This window comes from Streptomyces canus (genome assembly GCF_001514145.1).
In the GTDB taxonomy this organism is placed as follows: domain Bacteria; phylum Actinomycetota; class Actinomycetes; order Streptomycetales; family Streptomycetaceae; genus Streptomyces; species Streptomyces canus.
The window spans coordinates 309,822-333,815 of sequence record NZ_KQ948656.1 but is presented as its reverse complement, the minus strand read 5'-3'; the positions used below and the strand labels follow the sequence as shown (position 1 = coordinate 333,815).

The 23,994-nt window shown below is 69.3% G+C and carries 20 protein-coding genes and 1 pseudogene; 14 read left to right on the top strand and 7 right to left on the bottom strand.

Going from position 1 to position 23,994, the window contains the following annotated elements; genetic code table 11:
- Positions 1-5: 5 nt before the first annotated feature.
- Positions 6-2,735: an ABC transporter permease subunit gene (locus tag AQJ46_RS01400; RefSeq protein WP_059203797.1), complete on the bottom strand. Its 2,730-nt coding sequence runs from the start codon at positions 2,733-2,735 to the stop codon at positions 6-8.
- Between the two features lie 129 nt (positions 2,736-2,864).
- Between AQJ46_RS01400 and AQJ46_RS01395 the strand changes: the two genes are divergently transcribed.
- From AQJ46_RS01395 to AQJ46_RS01380, 4 genes are read left to right on the top strand one after another with little or no spacing between them, the layout of a single operon-like run.
- A complete protein-coding gene (locus tag AQJ46_RS01395) occupies positions 2,865-4,109 on the top strand; it encodes an ABC transporter substrate-binding protein (protein WP_059203796.1) in 1,245 nt (414 codons plus the stop codon).
- Positions 4,110-4,120: 11 nt separating this feature from the next.
- Positions 4,121-4,846 (top strand): ABC transporter ATP-binding protein, encoded by a 726-nt coding sequence (locus AQJ46_RS01390; RefSeq protein ID WP_059203795.1) that lies wholly within the window; start codon positions 4,121-4,123, stop codon positions 4,844-4,846.
- A gap of 10 nt (positions 4,847-4,856) precedes the next feature.
- Positions 4,857-6,197 carry a phenylacetate--CoA ligase family protein gene (locus tag AQJ46_RS01385; RefSeq protein WP_059204371.1) on the top strand — a complete coding sequence of 447 codons (1,341 nt, stop codon included), beginning with the start codon at positions 4,857-4,859 and terminating at the stop codon, positions 6,195-6,197.
- Positions 6,197-7,585, top strand: coding sequence for an acyl-CoA reductase (locus AQJ46_RS01380; RefSeq protein ID WP_059203794.1), 1,389 nt, complete (start codon positions 6,197-6,199; stop codon positions 7,583-7,585). The genes AQJ46_RS01385 and AQJ46_RS01380 overlap by 1 nt, the downstream gene beginning before the upstream one ends.
- 162 nt (positions 7,586-7,747) lie before the next feature.
- On the opposite strand, the gene AQJ46_RS01375 is transcribed toward AQJ46_RS01380, so the two are convergent.
- From AQJ46_RS01375 to AQJ46_RS58945, 3 genes are all read right to left on the bottom strand, one after another.
- Complete coding sequence (locus tag AQJ46_RS01375) at positions 7,748-8,473, bottom strand: GAF and ANTAR domain-containing protein (RefSeq protein WP_059203793.1); 726 nt, start codon at positions 8,471-8,473, stop codon at positions 7,748-7,750.
- A gap of 211 nt (positions 8,474-8,684) precedes the next feature.
- Positions 8,685-8,921, bottom strand: a complete 237-nt coding sequence (locus tag AQJ46_RS01370; RefSeq protein WP_059203792.1) for an ATP-binding protein — start codon at positions 8,919-8,921, stop codon at positions 8,685-8,687.
- Positions 8,922-9,077: 156 nt separating this feature from the next.
- Positions 9,078-9,326, bottom strand: coding sequence for an FCD domain-containing protein (locus tag AQJ46_RS58945; RefSeq protein WP_404828368.1), 249 nt, complete (start codon positions 9,324-9,326; stop codon positions 9,078-9,080).
- Between AQJ46_RS58945 and AQJ46_RS01365 the strand changes: the two genes are divergently transcribed.
- The 9 genes from AQJ46_RS01365 to AQJ46_RS01320 all read left to right on the top strand — a co-directional run bounded on the left by AQJ46_RS01365 (position 9,237) and on the right by AQJ46_RS01320 (position 19,912).
- Positions 9,237-10,598 (top strand): cation:dicarboxylate symporter family transporter, encoded by a 1,362-nt coding sequence (locus tag AQJ46_RS01365; RefSeq protein ID WP_404828367.1) that lies wholly within the window; start codon positions 9,237-9,239, stop codon positions 10,596-10,598. The genes AQJ46_RS58945 and AQJ46_RS01365 overlap by 90 nt on opposite strands.
- A gap of 70 nt (positions 10,599-10,668) precedes the next feature.
- Positions 10,669-12,414 (top strand): CocE/NonD family hydrolase, encoded by a 1,746-nt coding sequence (locus tag AQJ46_RS01360; RefSeq protein ID WP_059203791.1) that lies wholly within the window; start codon positions 10,669-10,671, stop codon positions 12,412-12,414.
- Between the two features lie 271 nt (positions 12,415-12,685).
- Positions 12,686-13,375, top strand: a complete 690-nt coding sequence (locus AQJ46_RS01355; protein ID WP_059203790.1) for a TetR/AcrR family transcriptional regulator — start codon at positions 12,686-12,688, stop codon at positions 13,373-13,375.
- 210 nt (positions 13,376-13,585) lie between these two features.
- On the top strand, positions 13,586-14,335 hold the full coding sequence (locus tag AQJ46_RS01350) for an SDR family oxidoreductase (RefSeq protein ID WP_059203789.1): 750 nt from the start codon (positions 13,586-13,588) through the stop codon (positions 14,333-14,335).
- Between the two features lie 440 nt (positions 14,336-14,775).
- A complete protein-coding gene (locus tag AQJ46_RS01345) occupies positions 14,776-15,636 on the top strand; it encodes a helix-turn-helix transcriptional regulator (protein WP_059203788.1) in 861 nt (286 codons plus the stop codon).
- 444 nt (positions 15,637-16,080) lie between these two features.
- Entirely contained in the window at positions 16,081-16,674 is a 594-nt protein-coding gene (locus tag AQJ46_RS01335) for a TetR/AcrR family transcriptional regulator (protein WP_059203786.1), read from the top strand.
- A 95-nt stretch (positions 16,675-16,769) separates the two neighbouring features.
- The gene (locus AQJ46_RS01330; protein WP_059203785.1) at positions 16,770-17,507 is read left to right on the top strand and encodes an NADPH-dependent F420 reductase; all 738 of its coding nucleotides are present in this window, start codon (positions 16,770-16,772) and stop codon (positions 17,505-17,507) included.
- A gap of 256 nt (positions 17,508-17,763) precedes the next feature.
- Positions 17,764-18,462, top strand: a complete 699-nt coding sequence (locus AQJ46_RS01325) for a nitroreductase (RefSeq protein WP_059203784.1) — start codon at positions 17,764-17,766, stop codon at positions 18,460-18,462.
- Between the two features lie 109 nt (positions 18,463-18,571).
- The gene (locus tag AQJ46_RS01320) at positions 18,572-19,912 is read left to right on the top strand and encodes an NtaA/DmoA family FMN-dependent monooxygenase (protein WP_079072066.1); all 1,341 of its coding nucleotides are present in this window, start codon (positions 18,572-18,574) and stop codon (positions 19,910-19,912) included.
- Positions 19,913-20,061: 149 nt separating this feature from the next.
- Here the strand turns inward: AQJ46_RS01320 and AQJ46_RS01315 are convergent.
- Positions 20,062-20,579, bottom strand: a pseudogene (locus AQJ46_RS01315) (transposase); the annotation flags it as partial.
- Positions 20,580-21,073: 494 nt separating this feature from the next.
- Between AQJ46_RS01315 and AQJ46_RS55300 the strand changes: the two are divergent.
- Positions 21,074-21,562: a hypothetical protein gene (locus AQJ46_RS55300; protein ID WP_159063976.1), complete on the top strand. Its 489-nt coding sequence runs from the start codon at positions 21,074-21,076 to the stop codon at positions 21,560-21,562.
- Between the two features lie 823 nt (positions 21,563-22,385).
- Here AQJ46_RS55300 and AQJ46_RS01310 read toward each other — a convergent pair.
- Together AQJ46_RS01310 and AQJ46_RS01305 are read right to left on the bottom strand one after the other, a co-directional pair.
- Positions 22,386-22,952: a DUF1097 domain-containing protein gene (locus tag AQJ46_RS01310; RefSeq protein WP_063803745.1), complete on the bottom strand. Its 567-nt coding sequence runs from the start codon at positions 22,950-22,952 to the stop codon at positions 22,386-22,388.
- A 2-nt stretch (positions 22,953-22,954) separates the two neighbouring features.
- On the bottom strand, positions 22,955-23,992 hold the full coding sequence (locus AQJ46_RS01305) for an alpha/beta fold hydrolase (protein WP_059203781.1): 1,038 nt from the start codon (positions 23,990-23,992) through the stop codon (positions 22,955-22,957).
- Positions 23,993-23,994 lie beyond the last annotated feature (2 nt).

Genomic DNA, 23,994 nt, shown 5'->3' with positions numbered 1-23,994 from the left:
GCGCTTCAGGCGCTCACGGTGTCCTCGTCCGCGGCTTCGTCCGCCGCCTCGTCCGGCGTCAGGTCGCCCAGGTAGGCCGCCCGGACCGCCGGATCGCGCCGTACCTCCTCGGGGGTGCCGGCGCAGATCCGGCGGCCGAAGTCCAGGACGACGACCTGGTCGCAGACGCTCATCACCATGTCGACGTCGTGCTCGACGAGCAGCACGCCCATGCCCCAGTCCTCGGCGAGTCGCCGTACCAGGTGGGCCAGTTCCCGGGTCTCGTCGTCCGACAGGCCCGCCGCCGGTTCGTCGAGGAGCAGCACGGACGGCGAGGCCGCCACCGCGCGCGCGATGGCGAGCAGCCGGCGCTCCCCGTACGACAGGTCGTCCACCGGGCGGTCCAGGCTGTCCTGGAGACCGAACTCCCGTACCGCGACGAGCACATGGGCAGGGAGGGGGCGGCTGCCGGGACGGATCAGGTCCGTGAGGTACGCCCACCGGCCGGGGCGGTCGCAGGCCGCGTACAGGTTGTCCAGGACGGTCATGTCCTCGAACAGCTCCAGTGACTGGAAGGATCGGCTCAGCCCGGCGGCGGCCCGCCGGTGGACCGGCAGCCGGGTCGCGTCCCGGTCCCCGAGGCGCACACTGCCCGACGCGGCCCGGGTGAAGCCGGTGACCGCGTCGATGGCGGAGGTCTTGCCGGCGCCGTTGGGACCGATGAGCCCCACGACCTGGCCCGGTCCGACGTCCAGGGAGAGCCCGTCGACGGCGACGACACCGCCGTAGCGGACGGTGAGGTCCCGTACCTGGAGGGGGACCGGGGCAGCCCGGGTCACGGCCGGGGCGGCTGACGGCTCGTCCTTCGGGACGGTCGCCGGCCGCGTCGGGGGCAGCTTGCGCCGGCTCCCGGCCGCCCGTGTGCCGAGCCCCTTGCCGATGCCGTCCTGGTTGCCCACCAGCGTCAGCACCAGGATGATTCCGCCGATCAGCGGCATCCACTCGCTGAGCCCGGGCAGTACGAGGTCCCCGAACCGGGCGCCCACCGTGCCCGCGGCGAAGGTCGCGCCGAACAGGGGACCGACGAGGTAACCGACACCGCCGATGACCGCGAGGCCGAGCGCGGTGATGGAGCCGAAGCTCGCGAAGTCGGACAGGACGACCGAGGTCGAGCGGAAGCCGGTGAGCACTCCGGCGAGCGCGGCGATGGCCGCGGACAGGCCGAAGGCGTAGAGCTTGGCGGCGCGGACGTCGATGCCGAGGGCGGCGGCTGCCCGCTCGTTCGCCCGTACGGCGATCAGCCGGCGGCCGGTGCGGCTGCGCCGCACGTTGGCGACCACGAGCGTGGTGGCGACGAACAGCACGAGCACCACGGCGGCGTACCGCTGCGGATGGTCGACGCCGGAGATGCTGATCCCGAAGAGTGTCTGCTTGCCCACCGCGATGCCGTCGCTGCCGGGGGTCGTCGACAGATCGGTGTTCTGGAAGACCATCGCCTCCAGCGTGGTGCCGAGGCCGAGCGTGATGATCGCGAGATTGACGCCGCGGGTGCGGACCGCCGGGAGCGCGAAGAGCAAGCCGATCGGCACGGTACCCAACACGCCTGCCAGCAGGGCGAGTTCGAACGGCCAGCCCCAGTCGGCCGCCGCGTGTCCGGCGAGGAAGGCGCCGGTCCCGGCCAGGGCGTAGGCCGCGAGAGAGACCTGTCCCGCGTACCCGGTGACCACGACGATCGACAGGATGATCAGTGACAGCACCAGGGTGGTGGTGATCGCGTCGGCCCACAGTGGCGTCGCCAGGCTCACCAGCGACAGCCCGGCCACGACGGCCAGCGCCAACGGCAGGGGACGGACCTTCCCGGAGCCCAGTCCGGGCAGCCGGTCCAGGAACGTGCCGCGCAGCGGCAGCGCCCGGCCGCGTGCGACCAGCACCAGGGCGATGAACAGGAAGGGAACCGAGGCGGCGAGCCCGGTGACGTCGGAGCCGAAGCGGGTCAGTTCGGACTGCACGACGCCGATGACCAGGCCACCCGCCAGCGTGACGGGGAACGACGAGAATTTGCCGACCAGGGCGGCTGCCAGGGCGCTGAGCAGGAGGGTGGTCAGCCCGGTCACCGACAGACCGATGACCGGCACGATCAGGATGCCGGTCAGCCCCGCGAGCGCCGATCCCAGCGCCCAGTTGCCGGTGGCGATCAGGTCCGGGGACCAGCCGAGCGAGGCGGCCGCGCCCTCGTTCTCCGCGACCGCGCTGGTGCCCAGGCCGAACAGGGTGCGCTTGTAGAGGAGGTGGAGGAGCACGGTCACGGCGAACGCGATGCCGATCAGCCACATGCGGTCCTCGGAGACCGTCGCCCCGGCGATCGTCAGCAGCTTGGTGGGCAGCTTGCCCGGCACCAGCTCCAGGCTGTCGCCGTAGCGCTTGACGGCGATCGCGGTGAGCACGATGAAGACCGCCAGGGTGCCGACCAGGCGGGCCAGCGAGGAGGCTCTGCGCAGCGGGCGGAGCACCAACAGGTGGGTCAGCACGCCCAGCACCGCGGAGGTGAGCACGCCGCAGGCGGTGGCGGGCCAGTACGGCACGCCGTGCTGGGTGGCGAGCTCCCATTGGACATAGGCCCCGGCCATACCGATCGCGCCGTGCGCGAAGTTCAGGACGCCGGAGCCCCGGTAGACCAGCACGATGCCGTGCGCGGTGAGCGCGTACAGGGCCCCCAGACCCAGGCCCAGCAGCGCGAAACGCAGGACGTCGTCCATCGAGGAACCTCCCAGAGTGCGGGACCAGACAGTGCATTCATTTAAATAATTGTGCCGAGAGTACTTCACTAACTGGAAAACGCACCCCATGCTGTTCGGCATCTCGACGACGAGCACAGCGGAGGAACCATGAACCACTCACGCCGACGCAGAACAACCGCAGCGAGCGCCCTCGCGGTGACCGGAGTCCTGCTCGCCGCCGGCTGCGGGGGAGAGGCGTCCGGCAGTTCGAAGGAGGAGACCTCCACCTTGAAGGGCACACCGGTCAAGGTGATGGTCTGGGCGCCGGAGGACACCCAGGGCAGCGCCCAGCCCGGAGTCCGGCTCACCGCCCAGGCGTACGAGAAGTGGATCAACGCCAACGGCGGGATCAAGGGCGCTCCGCTGAAGGTCCTCACCTGCAACGAGAAGGGCAACCCCGACGAGGCCGAGAAGTGCGCCCAGCAGGCGGTCGCCGAGAAGGTGGTCGCGGTGGTGGGTTCCTACAGCCTCGCCGGTGATCGCTACATGCCCATCCTGCAGAAGGCAGGCATCCCGTACCTCGGCGGTACCGGAGTCTCGGCGGCGGAGTTCTCCAACCCGCTGTCGTTCCCGGTCAACGGCGGCACCCCGGTGATCTTCGCGGCCCACGGGCGGCAACTGGTGGAGAACGGCTGCAAGAAGATCTCCGGCGTGCGCTACGACGTGGCCGCCGCCGCCGTCGTCTCGCAGTTCCTCACCGTCGGCGCGGTCTCCGCCGGAGCGCCGGCACCCAAGGACATCAAGGTGCCGCTCACCGCCACCGACCTCGCCCCGCAGGTCGCCGCCGCGACCAAGGGCAGTGACTGCGTGAGCGTCATCATGGGCACCGCCTCGGGCCTGTTCGTGAAGTCGTACGTGCAGTCGGGCGCCAAGACCAAGCTCGGCAGCGTCGTCGGCAACCTGACCCCGCAACTCGCCGAGAGCACCGGCGGAGCCGGCGGCCCGCTGGAGGGCGCCGCGATCACCGGCTACTTCCCGCCCACCTCCGACGCCGCCTGGAAGGACTTCCTCGCAGCCACCGACGGCGACAAGGACATCGACACCAGCAACGGCGCCAACGAGACGACCTGGGTGGCCTTCAAGGTCTTCACCGAGGCCGCCAAGAAGCTCCCGACGATCACGGCGAAGGCCCTGGTGCAGGAACTCGACACCGCCCCGGGCATCAGCACCGGCGGACTGACCCCGCCGCTGAGCTGGAAGGCGTCCACGGCCCTGCCGATCAAGGGCCTCAACCGCATCCACAACACCACCGCCACCGAACTGACCATCCGCGACGGGAAGATCGAGTGGGCCAAGCCCGGATCGACTTTCGTCGACGTCCGCAAGGTCCTGACGGCCCTGCCGTCCAGCTGAGGAGCAGGCCCGTGCCGGACACCGACGCACCCCTGATAGAAGCACGCTCTCTGTCCGCCGGATACGGCAGCCAGCCCGTCGTACGCGACCTCGACCTGGAGGTCCGGCCCGGCGAGGTCGTCGCCCTGCTCGGCCCCAACGGGGCGGGCAAGACCACCACCCTCCGGGCGCTCTCCGGCAGCCTCGCCCCGATGGGCGGCGAGGTGCGCTGGCTGGGCGACCCCGGCCGCTCACCGCTGCACCGCCGGGCCCGCCAGGGCCTGGCGTACGTCGGGGAGCGGGCGGTCTTCACCCGGCTCGACACCGCGGACAACCTGCGGGTCGGCCGGGTGAGGTCCCAGCAGGCGCTGGAGCTCTTCCCCGAGCTCGAAAAGCGCCTCAGAACCGGCGCGGGCATGCTGTCCGGCGGCGAGCAGCAGATGCTGTCGCTGGCCCGCGCCCTGTGCCGCGCGCCCAAGCTGCTCCTCGCGGACGAACTCTCCCTCGGTCTGGCCCCGTTGGTGGTCGACCGCCTCCTGCGCGCGGTGCGCGAGGCGGCCGACCGCGGCCTCGGCGCGCTGCTGGTCGAACAGCACGTGCGCAAGGTGCTGGACATCGCCGACCGCGTGTACGTCCTGCACCGCGGCCGCGTCACCATGACCGGCACCCCGAAGGAACTGCGCGGCAACCTCGACGCGATCGAGTCGTCGTACCTCGCGCAGACCACAGCGGAAAAGACAACGTACGCAATTGATTGAGGTGAACGCTGTGCCAGGCGCACGCGAGCAGATCCGATCCCTCGTCCTTTCCGGCGACACCTTCGACCAACCCGCCGACGAACTGAGGGAGTTGCAGCTGGAGGCCGCCCGGGAGACCTTCACCGCCCACCGCGAGCGAGTTCCGCTGCTGCGCACCCGGGCGGCGGAGACCGGAGTTGACGAGGTCACCGGCCTCGACGACCTCGTACCGCTGCTCTTCTCGCACACCAGCTACAAGTCCTACCCCGTCTCCCTCATCACCGCCGGCCGCTGGGACCGGCTCCTGCGCTGGTACACGACCGTGTCGGCGGTCGAACCCGGTGACGTCGACATGGACGGCGTCCGCGACATCGACGAGTGGACCGACCGCATCACCGCCGCCGGCCACCGCCCGTACATCACCAGCGGCACCTCGGGAAAGGTCTCCTTCCTCAACTGCGACGCCAGTGACCTGAGTTTCCTGCACGACATCCTGGAGCACCTCACCTGCTGGCCCGACCCCCTGCCCCCGAAACCCACTCGCCGCGGCTATCTGCTCGCACCCGCGAGCGGCCCGATGCGCTCGATCGACGGCTTCCGCTGGCACGCCGACGTCTTCGCGCAACCCGGTGAGACCCGGCTGCTCACCGAAGACGCGATGCGGGTGTCCGAGCTGATGAGCAGCGCGCTGCTGCGCCGCCGGATCGCGGAGGGCGCCGCCACCCCACAGGAGATCAGCTCCTTCGAGACGGCCTCCGAGTCCCGCGAGGGGGAACTCGGCGCGGCCATGGCCCGGATCGTCGACGACATCGCCGCGCACCGCGACGAGCCGCTGCTGATCGCCGGCATGAACAACCAGCAGTTCACCCTCATCCAGGCCCTGCGCGCCCGCGGCGTGCCCGACGGGAGCCTGCACCCGGACACACTGGTGCTCAGCGGCGGCGGCAACAAGGGCCGCGCCCTGCCCGACGACTACCAGCAGCAGCTCACCGCCTTCTACGACGGTGTACGCCGCGTACGCAGCTACGGCATGACCGAGCTCCAGGGCTCCTGCCTCGCCTGCGAGCAGGGCAACTACCATGTGCCGCCCTGGGTGATCCCCCTGGTGCTGGACGAGCCCGGTGAGAAGCTGCTCAACCCCGAACAGGGAGTGGTGGAAGGGCGGTTCGCCTTCCTCGACGTCTCCCTGGAGGGCCGCTGGGGCGGCCTGATCAGCGGCGACCGGGTCTTCGTGGACTTCTCGCCGTGCGCCTGCGGCCGCCCGGGACCGGCGGTCCTGCCGGACATCCGGCGCTACGGCGACCTCGGCGGCGACGACAAGATCACCTGCGCCGCGACACTCGACTCCTACGTGCGGGGGATGATCCACTGATGAGCGGTACGACACTCGACGACACCGCGGCCGCCCCCGTGACCGTCGTCCACGTGATCCGCGGCGAGGCCGACCAGGGTTCCCCCGTCGACCTCGGCCGGTTCACCGCACCGGCTCTCGACCTGGACCGCCTCGTGTGGCCGCGCTCCGAACCGGGTCCCGCATTCGATGTGCCCGTGGCGGAGATCGTCGACCTGCTGGTGGAGACCGGCGAGGCCCTCAAGGCGGACCGCGGAGGCCTGCTCGCCGAAGCCCTGGAGCGGATGGTCCCGGTCAGCCCGCTGCCCGCGGAGGTGCTGGAGCGCGCCTACGCCGTGCTGTGGCGCAGCTTCCAACGGCCCGGCCTGTACGCCCAGATCGACCACGAACTCGGCGGTGCGGACGTGCTCGACGGCTGGCGCGAGGTACGCCTGCCCGACGACCGAGTCGCGGCCACCCGGGCGTTCCCGCCGCGCCTGGTGCACATCATCGCCGGCAACGCACCAGGAGTCGCGGCGATGTCCGTCGTGCGCGGCGCGCTCACCAAGGGCGTCAACCTCCTCAAACTGCCCTCGAACGACCTGTTCACCGCGACCGCGATCCTGCGCACCATGGCCGCGGTCGCCCCCGGGCACCCGGTGGTGCGGTCGTTCTCCGCGGTGTACTGGCGCGGCGGCGACGAGGCGGTGGAGAGCGTGCTGTTCCGCCCGCAGTTCTTCGACAAGCTGGTCGCCTGGGGTGGCGAGTCCACCATCCGCAGCGCGCTGAAGTACGTCGGCCCGGGCTTCGAGCTCGTCTCCTTCGACCCCAAGACCTCCATCTCGATGATCGGCCGCGAGGCCTTCGCGTCCGAGGAGAGCCTGGCCCGGGCGGTCGACGCGGGCGCCGCCGACGCCACGTTCTTCAACCAGCAGGCCTGCGTGGCCAGCCGCTTCCAGTTCGTCGAGGGGTCCTGGGACGACGCCGACCGCTACGCCGCCCTGCTGTGCGAACGCCTGGGCGTGGCAAGGGAGTTCAGCTCGGCCGGCGGCCCACGGGTCGCCGCGGAACTGCGCGAGGAGATCGACGTCCTGCGGTCCATGGAACCCGAGTACCGGGTGTGGGGCGGCTACGACGGCCAGGGCCTGGTCATCCGCTCACCGGAACCCGTGGACTTCCACCCCGACGGGAAGATCGTCGACGTCGTCCCGGTCGCCGCCCTGTCCGACGCCGTCACCCATGCCGGGGTCGCCACCCAGACGGTCGGCGTGTACCCCGACACCCGCAAGGCGGAACTGCGCGACGCCCTCGCCTGCGCCGGCGTGCAACGCGTGGTCTCCCTCGGCAGAGCGGGCGGCATGCCGCCCGGCCTCTCCCACGACGGCTTCTACCCCTTGCAACGGCTCATGCGCTGGGTGAACGACGAGTGACGGCTTCCGCCGAGGCGAACCCGGCGCTCCGCGTTCCGCTCGGAAACCGGCCACCTGGAAGTAGGCGGACACCGGCGCCGGTCTCACCTTCGCGCGGGACGAAGAGCGCCTTCACCGACCCGCGGCTTCGCGCGGCGTGGACCGGCTCACCGGCGGCGGACGTCAGGGGCGGGGGCGCAGTTCGGGTGCGCTGGGTGGCCGACCGGTGAGGTTGGTGATCAGTTCGGTGCACAGGTCGCGGAGTTTGATGTTGCGGTGCTGGGAGGCGGAACGCAGGACACCGAAGGCGTCCTTGGCGGTGCACCGGCGCTGTCCCATGACGACGCCGAGAGCCTGGTCGATGACGCTGCGATGCCGCATGGCCTGTTGCAGCTGGTCGGCGAATTCCTGCGTGTCGGTGATCCGCTGGGCCAGTGCGACGGCGCCCGTTGCCTGGGCGGCCAGGGTGCGCAAGGCGGTGAGATCGGCGTGTTCGAACGCGTCGGGCGGAGCGGCATACAGGTTCAGAGCGCCGGCGGTGTGGGTGTGGGCGGCGATCGGCAGGGAGAGCGAGGAGCGGACCCCGCAGGCGGCGGCGTACACGGGGTAGTCGCCCCACCTCGTCTCCATCAGCATGTCGTCGACGCGGAGTTCCTCGCCGGTGCGCAGGGACTGCAGGCAGGGGCCGTCGTCCTGGCCGTACTGCTTTTCGTCCAGCTTGGTGGCCACGGTCCCGGCGCTGACCACGGTCAGCGGCCGGCCGTCCCGCTCCAGCGTGAGCCCGGTGCCCAGGGCACGGGAGAGTTCGAGGGTTGCGTCGGCCAGTGTCTGCAGGAAGTCCTCGAGGGAGTCGGTTTCCAGCAGCCACTGCGTGATGTGGCTGCTGTCATAGGCGTCGTCGCTGCTCATCAGGGGTTCCTTCGCAAAGGCCCGCGGCCTTACGGGTCGGCATCTTCTCGCGCCACCAAAGGCGACGAAGTCCAACCTCCGAAGGAACACCTCCAGTGCGACCACGGCCTCACGCCCGGTGAAACGACCCGGCGCGGCGTGGCCTCCTGCTCCCCTCGAGTACCACGTTGCGCCCCGTGGAACCTGTGAGACCGGAAGACCAAGCCGGAGCTCAGTCGCGCGACTGCTGCATCGCGCCGGCGGAGGGGCACGGCACGATGGCCGTCACCGTCTTTCCCGCCGCTTGAGTGCACACCCGCACCTTGAGCGACAGCTCCTGCACCACCGGCCAGCCGAACCCGCCCGGCTTACCGACATCCCAGGGCCGGGCCAGCGGCGGAACCGAGCTGGCGTCGCGCACCTCCACCGTCACCGTCCCCGGGCCGGCCTCCAGGCGGAAGCCAGTCATTCCACCGGCAAGGGAAACACGCCATCGCGACCTCCGGCAGTTCGGCGCTCGTACGCCCGACCGCCTGCCCTGGCCCCGACCGATCACACCGGGAATCAGCGACAGGCACACCGAAACGCGCCGCGATCCACACTCCGGCTCCAGCAGGTCGGATGATCACCGGCTCGTCGGTCTGCCCGCGGACTGGTCTGCCCGCATGCCCTCGCGGTCTTCGAGGGCGCTGATGGCGGTGGCAGCGAGGCTGTGGGTGATGTGGCCCCGCATCAGCTGGGCTGCGTCCGCGGCGCGGCCGTCCACGATCAGGGAGACGAGTTGGTGGTGCTCCTGCAGGTCCCGGGTGCGGGGTTCGTCACCGGGCGGGAGTTCGAGGCCGAGGCGCCGATAGCGGTCGGACTTGTCCCACAGGTCGTACTGGCCGCCGTCCTCGGCATCGCCGTCGGCATCCTCGCGCCCGGGCTGGGTGAGGACCTGAAGCCGCTCAACGACTGGTTCATCGCGGCCGTCAAGATGATCGTGATCCCGGTCGTCTTCTGCGTGGCCACCACCGGCATCGCCTCCATGGACAACCTGCGCAAGGCCGGCCGGATCGGTGTGAAGGCGATCGGCTACTTCCTGGTGCTGTCCCTGGCGTCCATGCTGATCGGACTGGTCGTCGCCAACACCTTCCAGCCCGGCTCCGGCCTGCACGTCGACCCCTCGTCACTGAACGCCGACGACGTGCCCAAGACCGCCACCGAGCACGCCACCTTCACCGGCTTCGTCTCCTCCCTCATCCCCGCCTCCCTGCTGGGGGCGATCACCGGGGATGCGATCCTGGCCGCGCTGATGGTCTCGATCGTCTTCGGTGTGGCCCTGAACATGGCCGGCGAAGATGGGGCACCGCTGACCCGCGGCATCCAGGCGCTGTCGGACGTCGTCTTCCGCATCGTGAGCTGGGTGATGCGGCTCGCGCCCCTGGGCACCTTCGGCGCCCTGGCCACCGTGGTCGCCACCTACGGCGCCGAGAGCCTCAAACAGCTCGGCTACCTGATCATCCTGTTCACCGCGACCTGCGTCCTGTACGTCCTGGTCGTCCTCGGCGCCATCATGCGGGCCTGCCGCCTGAGCCTGTTCGGCCTCATGCGCTTCCTCAAGGCCGAACTGCTCGTCGCCCTCAGCACCTGTTCCAGCGAGGCCGTCCTGCCCCAACTGGTACGCACACTGGAGATCCTCGGCATCGGCCGGCCTGTGGTCGGCATCGTCATCCCCTCCGGGTTCTCCTTCAACCTGGACGGCTCCGCGGTCTACCTCACGATGGCTTCCCTCTTCCTGGCCCAGGCCATGGGCATCGACCTGTCCTGGCAGCAGCAGCTGATCATGGTCGGCGTCATGATGCTCACCAGCAAGGGCACCGCCGGCATTGCGGGCGGCGCGTTCATCGTCCTCGCCGGCACCGTCACCGCGGTCGGCCATATCCCGCTCGCCGCCCTCTCCCTGATCGTCGGCATCGACCGCATCCTCAACGAGGGCCGCGTCTTCATCAACGTCCTCGGCAACGCCGTCGCCACGATCGTGATCGGCAAGTGGGAGAACGACTTCGACGCCGAACAGGCCCGCAAGGTCCTGCACTCCCGCGGCACCACGCCACCGCAGGGCGAGTTGGACGCCCGAAAGGTCGACTCCGCTGTAGGTAATTGACAGGGTACGAACGTACCTCTTAACGTACCCACATCCGGAGGCGACGCCGTCAGCTCAATGAGGAGCACCGATGCAGCACATATACGACATAGACGTACGGGTTCCGATGCGTGACGGTGTAGCCCTCGCTGCCAACGTGTGGCATCCCGTCGAGGGGGAGGCGCCGACGCTGCTCGTGCGCCTGCCGTACGGCAAGGACGTGATGGGCTTCGGTCAGTCAGCCATCCCCGATCTCCTGGCTCTGGTGGAGGCCGGTTATGCGGTGTTGGTGCAGGACTGCCGGGGCACCCACCGCTCGGAGGGCGAGTTCGTTCCCCATATGGCCGACCGGGCCGACGGCGAGGACACCATCGCCTGGATCGCCGACCAGCCGTGGTCGGACGGCACGGTGGGCATGTACGGGCCGTCCTACCTCGGGATGGTCCAGTGGGAAGCCGCGGTGACCGGTGCCCCCTCCCTCAAAGCGATCGCGCCGGCCTTGACCTCGATCGACAACTACGAGGCGCCCTGGTTCTCCGCGGGCGGCGCGCTGTCACTGAGCCTGGTCACGGTGTGGAACGCCATGATGTACGCGGCCGACGCACAGCGTTCCCTGGCCGCCGGAGAGGGCTCCTTGTCACAGCTGCAGCAGCTCGGTCAGGCGGCGCTGTTTCCCGAGCCGCTCAACGACGTACTCCCGACGGCCGAGGTTCCGGTCCTGGCGGCGTACGGCAAGTGGTGGGACGACTGGATGGCCCACCCCTCCCACGACGAGTACTGGGACGCCATGGAGCTCACCCCCGAGCTCAAGAACGTCACCGTCCCGGCGCTCAACATCGGCGGCTGGTACGACCTCTACATCGGCCAGACCATCCGCACCTACACCGCCGCCCGCGAGGAGGCGGGCAGTGCACACGCCCGTGAGGGCCAACGGCTGATCATCGGCCCGTGGGACCACATGTCCACGAGTGGCGTCTTCCCCGACCGCTCCTTCGGTCCGTTGGCCAGTGCCCAGATGATGGGCCTGACCGGCCTGCACGTGAAGTTCTTCGACCGCTGGCTCCGCGGCGACACCACCGCTCTGGACGACGTGGCACCGGTGAAGCTCTTCGTGATGGGCATCGACCAGTGGCGCGACGAGCAGGAGTGGCCGCTGCCCGACACGCAGTGGACCGACTTCCACCTGTCGAGCGCCGGCCACGCCAACACGGCGGGCGGCGACGGTGTGTTGACGACCGAGCCGCCGACCGGCGCCGGGCACGACACCTACCTCTACGACCCGCGCCGCCCGGTTCCCTCGGCCGGCGGGGCGTCGATGCCGACGACACCGGGCTTCTGCGGCCCGGTCGACCAGCGGACCGTCACCGGCCGCGACGACGTCCTGTGCTTCACCGGCCCCGTACTGGAGGAGCCGGTCGAGGTCACCGGTCCGGTCAGCCTGACCCTGTTCGTGTCCTCCTCGGCGGTGGACACCGACTTCACCGCCAAGCTCGTCGACGTCTTCCCCGACGGCAAAGCGATCAACCTGTGCGACGGGATCCTGCGCGCCCGCTACCGCAATGGTCTCGCCACGGAAGAACTGATGGAGCCCGGCACGGTCTACGAGATCACCGTGGACATGACCGCCACCTCGAACGTGTTCCTTCCCGGCCACCGCATCCGCGTGGACGTCTCCAGCAGCAACTTCCCCCGCTACGACCGCAACACCAACACCGGCGGCGTCATCGCCCGGGAGAGCGAGGAGCAGATGATTCCCGCGGTCAACCACATCCATCACGGCCCGCACCACCCCAGCCGCCTGGTCCTGCCCATCATCGACCGCAAGGACCAGCAGTGAGCGCAGGGTCACGCCACACCGGCAGGCCCGAGGGCATCGCCGAAGCAGCAGCCTTCCCAGCCCGCGAAGCCGTCGGCTAAAGGAACGCCAGTGACGGTCGGACGTAGGGGCACACGAGGTCGTACGTGTCGGCGGATTCCTCGACGAGGTCAGGACCCTCACCGACGGCCGAGGAGTCGACCTGTGGTCGACCCCTTCGGCGGGGATCGCTTCCCGGACTCGCTTCGTGCCCCGCGGCTTTGGGTGGAGACGCTCATGGGAGACTGCTGGGGTGACGGCCCAAACTGACTCCCGTGACCGACGCCCGCGCCGGACGGCGCGCAGGCGGGTCGTCGACACTCGTCGGCGGGACGAACTGCTGCGCCAGGCCGAGGCGATCATCCTGGCCGAAGGCTTCACCGCGGTGACCATGGATGAGCTCGCCCAGCGACTGGGGTGCTCCAAGGCGACGCTGTACAGCCTCGCCTCCACGAAGGAACAGCTGGTGCTGGCGGTCACCCGCGCCTTCTTCCGGGACGCGACAGCCGAGATCGAGCAGGCCGTCCAGGCCGAGCCCGACCCCCGGCAGCGCATCCGGGTCTACCTCGCCGGCGTCGGCACGGCCATGCGCCGGCATTCCCACGCCTTCTACGACGACATGGTCGGCTACGAACCGACCGCGCAGATCTACCGCAAGAACTCTGCCGCTGCGGCGCACCGGGTCCACCAACTGATCGAGGAGGGCGTGCAGGCCGGCGTTTTCCGCGCGCTCAACGGCCATTTCGCGGCCCAGGTCGTGGCGGTGACCATCGACGCGGTCCAGTCCGGAGCCCTTCTGGAGAGCACCGGCCTGACCGCCGGCGACGCCTTCGCCGAGCTCGGTGACCTCCTGCTGGACGGGCTCAGCTCGGGACAGGGCACACCCGAGCCTCCTTCCACACCTGTGCGCCAGCCCGGCGACGAGGTCTCGGCGCCGAGGTAACGAGACCGATCAAGTTGGCGCCGATGAGCATCGTCGGCACGTTGCGCTGTCACGTCGCGGGCGGCCGGAGCTTCACCACGTGAAACGACCGGCCAAGGCAGAGACCGCCGATCCATGGATAAACCTTCCTCTCCCGGCCCTGTGCGGGCGCCCCTACGGTCGGGGCTGCGGGCGCTCACCGGCCCGCCGTACCGAAGGAGCAAGACCCCGATGAAGATGACCGGCAACACGATCCTGATCACCGGCGGCACCTCTGGCATCGGCCTCGGCCTGGCCCTGCGCCTGCACGAGGCCGGGAACAAGGTGATCGTCGCCGGCCGGCGCAAGGAACTTCTCGACGAGATCACGGCCGAGTACCCGGGCGTCGACGTCCTCGTCCTCGATGTCGCGGACCCCGACTCGATTGCCCGGGCCCGTGAGACCGTGGCGGCGAGCCACCCGGGGTTGAACGTCCTGGTCAACAACGCCGGCATCATGCTGCTGGAGAACCTCCTCGATCCGACCGAACTCCAGGTCGCCGAGGATCACGTCACGACCAACCTGCTCGGCACGATCCGGATGACGTACGCCTTCCTGCCCCTGCTCGCGGGCAAGGACGACGCGGTGGTCATGAACGTCACCTCCGCGCTGGCGTTCGTACCGTTCCCGATCACGCCGACTTACAGCGCGACGAAGGCCGCGCTGCACTCCTTCTCCGAAAGCCTGCGCATCCAGCTCGCCGGTGCTGACGCCGGCGTCCAGGTGATCGAGGTGGTCCCGCCGGGCGTGCGCACGACCCTGCTGGGTCAGCAGGACAGCGACCAGTCCATGCCGTTGGACGACTTCCTCACCGAGACCCTCGACCTGCTGCGCGAGAACCCCGACGCGAAGGAACTGGTCGTCGAGCGCGCCAGGTTCATCCGCGACGCGGTGGCAACCGGCTCCTACGACGACGTCCTCGCCATGATCAGCAGCAGCTGACCGACCTGTGATGACCGACGCGGAACGGTAAGGACGTGCCTGCGGCTTCGTCCCGGTCGTCGCACAGGAGGCGACCGGATCCGTCCTGAGGGCCGAGGGGCACGCGAGCGTCCGTCTGACACGGCGAACATCGTTGTGTCAGACGGGCCGGCCGGGTGACGAGGCCAGGGGCCGGTCACAGCGTGCGGTCCAAAGCGCTGGGTGTCCTGGACCGAGGACCGTCGCGGCGGGCCGTCTTCGAGACCGGCGGCCCGCGGCGCACAGCCGACAGCAGGCGAATGTCCCAGCGGTCATGCACGTCGGGTGACCATCGGTTCGTCTCGTGGACGAGCGCCCTCGGTATCGACCGTGCGGGCGGCTTCGCGTGGGTGGGGGTCAGGGCTCAGCCATGGATCGGCGGTCTCTGGATAGCCGGGCGGGATGCGGCGAGGATGGGGGGCATGGACAAGAAGGAAGTGGCGGAATTCCTGCGCCACCGGCGTGAGACGTTGCGCCCCCGCGACGTCGGGCTGGTGGAGGGGTCGCGCAGGCGTACGCAGGGGCTGCGCCGCGAGGAGGTCGCGCAGCTCGCCGGCATGTCCACCGATTACTACGCCCGGCTGGAACAGCAGCGTGCTCCGCAGCCCTCCGTCCAGATCACCGCGGCTCTCGCCCGGGCACTGCGGCTGACCCTGGACGAACGCGACCATCTCTTCGTCCTCATCGGCCACAACGCCCCGGCCCGCTTCCACCGCTCGGAGCAAGTCAGCCCGACGCTGCTGGCGGTCCTGGACCGCCTGGGCGACTCCCCGGCCATGGTGCAGACAGACCTGTTCGACACCCTCGCGATGAACCCCTTGGCGGTCGCACTGCTCGGCGACCAGACCCGCCACACCGGTCTGGCCCGCAGCGGTTACTACCGCTGGTTCATGGACCCGGCCGAACGTCTGATGGTTCCCGAGGAGACCCACGAACGCCACGGCCGCGCCCAGGCAGCACGCCTGCGAGCCGCGCTGACAGCCGGCAGCGACACCCCCCGAGCCACCCGGATCCTCGCCGAACTGCAGGAACACAGCCCGGAGTTCGTCCGCATGTGGGAACTTCAGGAGGTCGCCCAACTCTACGACGACTGCAAGATCATCCTCCATCCCGAACTCGGCCGTATCGACGTCGACGCCCAGGTCCTGTACACCGAGAACCGCGCGCAGACCCTGGTGGTGCTGACCACTCGCCCCGGCACGGAGAGCCACAGCAAACTCGAACTGCTCTCCGTCATCGGACACCAGAAGGTCACGCCCGGACATTCTGGCCGGGGGAGATGACAGGATCCTGGGTGATCTGCGGTACGGGCATGCCGTTGGCCGACAGGGACCGCGTGTATGTGGTCATGTCATCGTCGACGCCCTTGGTCTGCCCGCCATCTGGGCGCGGCACCGCCGACCTCTCGGCCGTCCCCGAGGACCTGCGCCACCACGACCTCTGGCTCGAGCTCCTCACCGACCCCGTCCAAGGCGTCCACGACTCGTCAGGAGACGGCCTGTCCTCCTCGCACTTGTTCGCCGGCATGGCCGCCGAGTTCGAACGCGGGTGCATCCGCGAGAAGTCCCCCGATGGTCAAGCCGCCGCCCGGGAGCGCGGCCACCGCGCTTCACCGCGATGGCCGGGCCGTCCATTTGACCGGATGCCGCCTCCGTTTTACTCTCGATGCATACGGAGGCAGCATCCGTTTTGATGCGGCCGCAGGACCATGGCAGGCAGGAGGGCGCATGAGCGCCGGTGAGCAGCGGGGGCGCAAGCCCCGCGCGGACGTTCAGCGCAACCGCGCGGCCCTGCTGGAGACCGCGCAGCGTCACTTCCTGCGGCATGGGGTCGGCACCTCCCTCGAGGCGGTGGCCAAGGAGGCGGGCGTCGGGCCCGGCACCCTGTACCGGCACTTCCCGACCCGGGAGGCGCTGCTGGCGGCTGTGCTGCAGACCCGCTCCGACGAGCTGGTGGCCCGCCAGGCGGACATCGATCGGCTCGCCGACCCCGCCGAGGCGCTGGAGCGGTGGCTGCGGGCGATGGAGGAGTACTTCAGCGCCTTCAGCGGGCTGCCGGACCCGCTCATGGCCGCCGCCCGGGCGCAGGAGCCGGACAACCCGCTCACCATTCCCTGCCACATCCTCATCTCCGCCACCGATCAGTACGTGCGAGCCGCACAGCTCGCCGGGCGCGTGCGCGCGTCGGTACGGGGGCACGACCTGTTCCTCGCGGCCTGCTCCGTCGCCTGGATCAAGGGCACCGGCACGGAAGAGGAGTCACTCGACCGGCTCCGCACGCTCATCGCGAGCGGCTACCGCGAGCCGGACACCCAGGCCTGAACCGCCAGCCACCCCCGCCCCGACCCGCCGCAGGGCCAGGCGGACATCACCTTGCGCTGCCCTCAGGGGCGGCACAACGTCTCAAGGAACACATCATGAAAATTACTGTCATAGGCGCCGGTGCCATCGGCGGGAACCTCGCCGCCAAACTCACTGCGGCCGGTCACGACGTGCAGGTGGCCCACGCCCGCGGCCCCGAGGCCATCCCGGCGGAGGTGCTGGAGTCCGGCGCGCGTGCCACGGAGCTCGCCGAAGCCGTCCAGGACCGGGACGCCATCATCCTGGCCATCCCGTTCGGGGCAGCAGGGGACCTGGCCCACCTGTTCGCGTCGGTGCCCGACGAGACGGTGGTCATCGACACCGCGAACTACTACCCCGGCATGCTCAGCGAGCCGATCGAGGCGGTGGACAACGGCCAGGTGGAGAGCGTGTACACCGCCGAGCAGCTGGGGCGCCCCGTGGTCAAGGCGTGGAACGCCGCCCTGGCCGAAACCCAGCGGGCCAAGGGCGTTCCGGCCGGTACGCCCGGCCGCCTCGCCATCCCCGTCGCCGGCGACACCGACCAGGCGCGGCGCGTGGCCATGCAGCTCGTGGACGACACCGGCTTCGACCCCTACGACGCAGGCACCCTGGCCGACTCCTGGCGCCAGCAGCCCAACGGCCCTGCCTACTGCACCGAGTTGACCCTCGACGAGCTGCCGGCGGCCCTGGCTGCGGCCGACCGGGCCAAGGACGCGGCCATCCGCGACAGCCTCCCGGAACGCTTCGCCGCCCTCCCGGCCAACCCCACCGTCGACGACGTCGTCGCGATGAACCGCGCCGCCCACCGCTGAGACACCCGACACCGCTCCCGTGCACACAACGACACGAGGGCGGCCGCATAAAAACGAACACGAAGAGCGCACAGTCCCCGCGCTGCAGCCCGCAGTCTCGGCACGCCGCTGCCTGCGAGCATCCGCATGCCCACCGGCACCCGCAGGGAGCCTCCGCAGCCGGCTCTTACACCGCCTGCCTCCTTGCACGGCCCGCCGTACTGCGCTGCGCGTCGGCCGCCGTGGCGGTGACTGTGTGCCATGGAGAGGAACCGCCTTGCCCGGCACCGCATCACCCTTCACCGACATCGCACGCGCCCGACGCTCCCCCCGAAGGTTCCTGCCCACCGCCCTGTCCTCTTCGGACATCCGCGGCGTGCTGGAAGACGCACAGACCGCCCCCTCGAACAGCAACACCCAGCCGTGGACAGTGCACGTCGTCTCGGGTGCGGCGCGGGACGCCCTGGCCGAAGACCTGCTCCGGGCCGAGGAGGAGGGACGGACCTCCCCGGACTTCACCGATGGCTACGGCGAGGGCATCTACCTCGAGCGGGCGCAGGCCCTCGGCGCGAGCCACTACCGGGCCCGGGGCATAGGACGCTCGGACCGGGAGGGCAGGAGTGCGGCGGTCCGCGAGAACCTGGAGTTCTACGGCGCTCCCCATGCCGCCTTCCTGTTCATGCCGGCACTCGGCGACGGAGTGCGGACAGCCGGCGACATCGGCATGTACGCGCAGAACTTCCTGCTCTCACTGTCGTCCCGGGGGCTGGCCGGCATCCCGCAGACCGTACTCGGCGTCTACGCCGACACCGTCCGCGAGTTCCTGGGTGTCCCTGCTGAGCTCAAGCTGCTGTTCGGCATCTCCTTCGGTATGGCTGACCCTGCCGCACCAGTGAACACCCTTCGCACAGAGCGGGTTCCACTGCAGCGGAGCGTGGTTCTGCATGACACCCCGGGAGTCCTCGACGGGTCGTAGGTCCTGCGCCAGCAGTCCTTTGACAATTCGGAGGACGCCTCCGCATTTTTTGGGCGAAATAGGCAAGCGGAGGGATTCTCCTTTCATCGCCTGGTCTGGAGAAGTAATCGTGACAAGCCGACAGATGGTCCTGGGCATGCAGTTCAGCGGTGGATACGGGGCCGCACCCGGGGCCTGGCGGCTGCCCGGTGCCAACCTGAACAGCTACACCGACATGGACCAGTTCGTGCGTTACGCGCAGGCCGCAGAGCGCGGCAAGATCCAGTTGCTGTTCATCGCGGACACCCCGGTCCTGGACGTCGACCTCGACCACCATGCCCCGCACCACATGATCGACCCGCTGCTGATCCTGACCGTCCTCGCGCGCGAGACCGAGCGGATCGGCCTGGTCACCACTGCCTCCACCACGTTCACCGAGCCCTACAATCTGGCCCGCCAGTTCAAGGCCCTGGACGTGATCAGCCACGGCCGTGCCGGATGGAACGCGGTGACCACCTCCGACCCCGCCGCCGCGGCGAACTTCGGCGCGACGATCCCGCCGCGCGCGGAGAAGTACGAGCGTGCCCACGAGGTCATCCAGATCGTCCAGGCACTGTGGGGCAGCTGGGAGCAGGACGCCTGGCTGCTCGACGTCGACGGCAAGCGGTTCGCCGACATGGACAAGATCCAGCCGGTCAACCTGAAGGGCAAGCACGCCGCCTCCCGCGGTCCGCTGCCCATCCCCCCGTCCGAGCAGGGCCAGCCCGTCATCTTCCAGGCGGGCGGCGGCAGTTACGGCCTGGAACTCGCGGGCCGTTACGCCAGCGGCGTCTACGCCAACCCGTACACCATCGAGGACGCCCGGGCCCAGCGCCAGGCCCTGCGGGACGCCGCCACGCGCGCTGGACGCGACCCGGACGAGGCGAAGATGCTCGCCGGCTTCATGCCGACCATCGCCCCCTCCCGCCAGGCCGCCCTTCAGCGGCGCCGCTTCCTGGACGAGGTCGTCGACCTGCACCAACGCGTCCGCTACCTCGGCGCCATGATCGGCCTCCCGCTCGGCCCCGACCAACTCGACGAGCCCCTGACCGCGGACCAGCTCGCCGACGCCCAACCCAGCCCACACGACCCGCGCTCCGCCCGCGCCCTCGAAGTGGCCCGGGAAGGCTGGACCCTGCGCGACGTCCTCGCCCACGGCGTCATCGACTACCACCCGGTGGTCGCCGGCACCGCCACCGACGTGGCCGACCACATGCAGCAATGGTTCGAGGCAGGGGCCTGCGACGGCTTCTCCATTGCCGTCGACAGCTACCACGACGGCTTCGACGCCTTCGTCGACCAGGTCGTCCCGATCCTGCAGCAACGCGGCCTGTTCCACGACGATTACGAAGGCCCCACCCTGCGCGAGAACCTCGCCGCCCACGAGCAGTACGGCCTCGACCCACGCCTCACGAAGCCCGCACGGTCATGACCGCCCACCCAGCCGTCCGTCACTCCGCGCCCCATGGCAGCTGTCGCCGCCATCGACATGGGACGCATCCCGCTCCGTCAGAGTGCTGTCCTGCGCGACACCATGCACGCCGCCGGGGTCACGAGACCATCCTGGAGATCGGTCCCGGGTCAGGTTCCGCGCCAGTTCAGAGTGACTTCGCCGGTGAGTCTGCGGGCCATGAGGTCGATCATCGCGAGGTGGATCACGACTTCGGAGCGGTGCGGGTGTCTCTCACAGTCGCGGGCGAGGCGTCGGTGGTGCTTGAGCCAGCCGATGCCGCGCTCGATGGTCCACCGTCCCGGGATGATCGTGAACCCGCGGGCGCCTGGCGGGCGTTGGACGGGGTGGATGGCGGTGCTGCAGTAGCCCGCGTCGACCCAGGCCTTCGTGATACGCGGGTGGGCGGCGGCGATGCGGGACAGCAGGGTCATGCCGGCGGCGGTGACCAGCACGGCGTCCGTGCCCTGATCCGCGAGGGGGACATTGGCGGAGGTCTTGATGGTCTGGGAGCCCAGCACGCAGGCCGACGGCTCTGGGCCTGGGCCCTCGGCTTCGCGGTCCAGGCGCCGCAGCAGGCCGGTGAGCTGCTCGACACGCCGTCCTGCTGCCACTTGGCGAAGCACCCGTACACCGCGTGGCCCACAGGACGAATGGGCGGTCTGAGGCCGCCACTCGACAACATCCCCGTCACCCCGCTCATGCTGAGCGTGACGGAACGTCATGCGGAGATCCATCGTGCGAGACGCGTCGAGCTGGGTACTGCGCGTGGCTTCCTCGCAGTCTCGCTGACCAGCAGTGACGTCTCACGCACCCCGTGACTTGTCCTTGACTGCTTCCTGGCCGTCCTCAGTGGCAACTATTGCCCGGTTACACGGATCTTTGCGCATCTTTTGAATGCATGTCGTAGATTATTTGCTTGCATGATCATTAACGTGTATTTAATCCGGGCGCGATTTAGGGGACAGTGTTGCTTGGCAGATACGCTAGACGCAGATGCGTGCCAAACTTGTCCGCGTCGCTGATCGCGAAACCGGGGAATCCGGTAACCGCGACGGTCCCGTCGCACAGGATCGGCAGTGCCAACTACGGCGTTGGGCGACGGCGTAGCACCGGCACCAGCTACCCCGACGGCTGGTGCACATGGCAAAGCTGACGAAGTTTCATGCCGGAGTGGTGATCGTCTTGGCGGCGAGCATTCCGCTCGTCGCGGGCTGTGCGGCGCATGATGAGCGGGGCTCGTCGGAAGAAACCCCACATGCCTCCGTTACCTCGCCCCCTCCGCCTTTGGTTATCGATGTGACCAGAACTCCACCTGACATATCCGGCTCCACCGACACCCTCGTTCGCCTTTCCGACAGAACAGGCTCGGAGGAGGTGGCAGTGATCCCAAGCATCAAGGCCGGGACCATTGCCGTGGCAACCGAATGCGCAGGCGAGGGAAAGACGACCATAAGCATCGGAGAATTGAGCACCTACGACATTCCGTGCGCGACCGCACCCGAAACGACATACAACGCGATCGGGCTGGGCAGCAGCAGGCACAACGTCAAAATCACGGTGACGGCCAGTGCCGGAATCCACTGGGGCTTGTCAGTCGGATGGCGCCCAGGACACGAACGCCCATCCTGACGCACAGTCTCTCTGCCCGCACCGCTCTCAAACCTCCGGCGGCCCGCGTCATCATGACCAAGCGGCTATGGCGAAGTCCCGACCAGCCTGGCAAGCCGGCGGCCGCGGCGGGAGATCGTCGACGGCATCCGCTACATCGTGGACAACGGCGCGAAGTCGAGGGTTCTGTCTGCGGATTTCCCCCGGGGGAGACGGTTTGCGGCTCTTCTGGAGGGGGAGCGGGGCCGGCGTGGTCAGCTACGTCCGTACCAGCTCCGCCACCGGATCCGTACGCGCAAAGGCCGCTTCCCCTCAACGGCCGTAAACGACATATCACGCTGGACACGCTCGGCCTGCCGGTGATGATCACGGTGACGCCCGCCGACTTCCAGGACCGCGAGCCGCTCGCGACATGTTCCGGCGCCTGCGTCGTCTCACTCAGCCGCAAATCACCCATGTTTGGGCCCGACCCGCGGCTACGCCGACGGAACCCTCCTCGGACCACGCCGCGATGTCCCCCAACTGTTGCTTCGGACATGCTGTTTCCCTCCTCCTTTGTGAATCAGTCGGCCGTATCCGCCGACTCACCCCCGGGGGGCCCGAGACACTGGGGTTGACCCTCCTGCGAATCGGAGCCAGCCGGAGTGATCACGCGGCCCCCGGACTCAAGGACACGCAAGAGCCCCGGACGGCTCGGAGGAGGGCCGTCCGGGGCGGGCTGAGGCGGAGTGGGAAGGGCGGTCGCCGCTCGGCGAGTGGCTCCGTGGGGCTTCAGCCGAGCGGTCGCCCGATGGGTGAGTGGTCCGGCGTATCGGCCGCACGGGAGGTGAGGGCTTGCCCGTGCTTAAGTGGTCGATGGCGCCACCTCCTCGGTCAGGTGCTGCTCCGGCTCGGGGGCGGGACGTGGCGCGAACATCAGGCGCAGTCCCAGGACGGCGCAGAGCGGGCCGAGGGCGCACATCGCGGCGGCGCTGAGGAACGCGGCGCCCAGATTCCCCCCGTCGTAGCCGAATCCGCCGAAGTACGTGGCGAAGGTCGACGCGAAGCCGAAGAACATTCCCGGGATGAGAGCGAACGGCTTCAGCCGGCCGGTTGCCAGCAGGGTGCCGTTGACGAAGAAGATCACCACGCCCAGTGCGAGGGTCCGGGCGAACTCCCCGGTGCCGAACATGGTGCCCGTCTCCCGGTTGAGGAGCACGGCCGCCACAGCGAACCCCGCGCCCGTCGTGGTGGCTGTGATCATGGAGATGGCGTTGGCGATGCTCGGGCCGCCCTGCAGGAACGTTCCCGCCCAGGTGATGAAGATCGCCCAGGTCGGCATGTGGAGCGGGCTCAGAAGCAGGAGGACCGTGGCGAAGGCGACGATCGAGGCGCTGACCTCGTGTGGCAGTCTGATGCGTCCGTTGCTCATGGCTACGCCAATCCGCCCGGCTTGGCGAGCAATTCCCTGATGCCCGTGTCGATGAACGCGGTGTCCTCGGGGCTGCTGCCGCCGCCGGCGAAGTGGCCCCAGATGCCGGGGATCACGCGGAGTTCGGCGCCCGGTATGTGGCTGACGGCCCAGGCCTCGTCCTCCGGCGGGAAGTAGAGGTCCTTCTCGGCGGGCATGTCGAGTGTGGTCGCCTTGATGGAGCCCAGTGCCGCCTCCGTGTCCCCGTCGAAGCCGGGGGTGAGTCCGACGTCGCCGTTCTGCCAGGTCCAGAGCATGGTGAGCAGGTTGTTGGGGTCGCGGCCGTCGAGGAAGAAGCCCTCCCAGAAGCCGATCAGGAAGTCCTCGAGGGAGGTGTAGCCGAGCTTCTCGTACTCCCTCTCCCAGTAGAACGCCTGCGAGAAGCCCCACCCCGCGTACACCCGGGCGAGGGCGCGCAGTCCGGTGGTGGGCCACTTGTCCTTGTCGTACCAGCCGCCGTTGAAGACCGCGTCGGCGGTCAGTGCGGCCTTGACGCCCTCCAGGAAGACCTTGTTGTGGGCGCTGGTGCGCGGGGAACCGCAGAACGGGGCGATCCGCTCGACCATCTCCGGGTGGCTGACGGCCCACTGGAAGGTCTGTCCGGCGCCCATCGACCAGCCGGTCACCAACTGGATCTTTTCGATGCCGAATTCCTCGGTGACCAGTTTGTGCTGGGCCTCGATCTGGTCGTACACGGTGATGTGCGGGAAGCGGGCGCGGTCGTACGGCGGCGGCGTGTTGCTCGGCGAGGTGGACAGGCCGTTGCCCAGCATGTTCGGGACGATGATGAAGTACTCGTCCGGGTCGAGGGCCATGCCGGGGCCGATGAGCCACTCGTTGTCCCAGTGGCGGCCGGAGTACCACGTGGGGTAGACGATCACGTTGGACTTGTCCGCGTTGAGTTCGCCGTACGTGGTGTAGGCGAGGTGCGCGCCGCGCAGGGTGGCGCCGTGCTGGGTGGTGAAGTCGCCCAGCTGGAAGGTGAGATGGTCACTGCTCATGG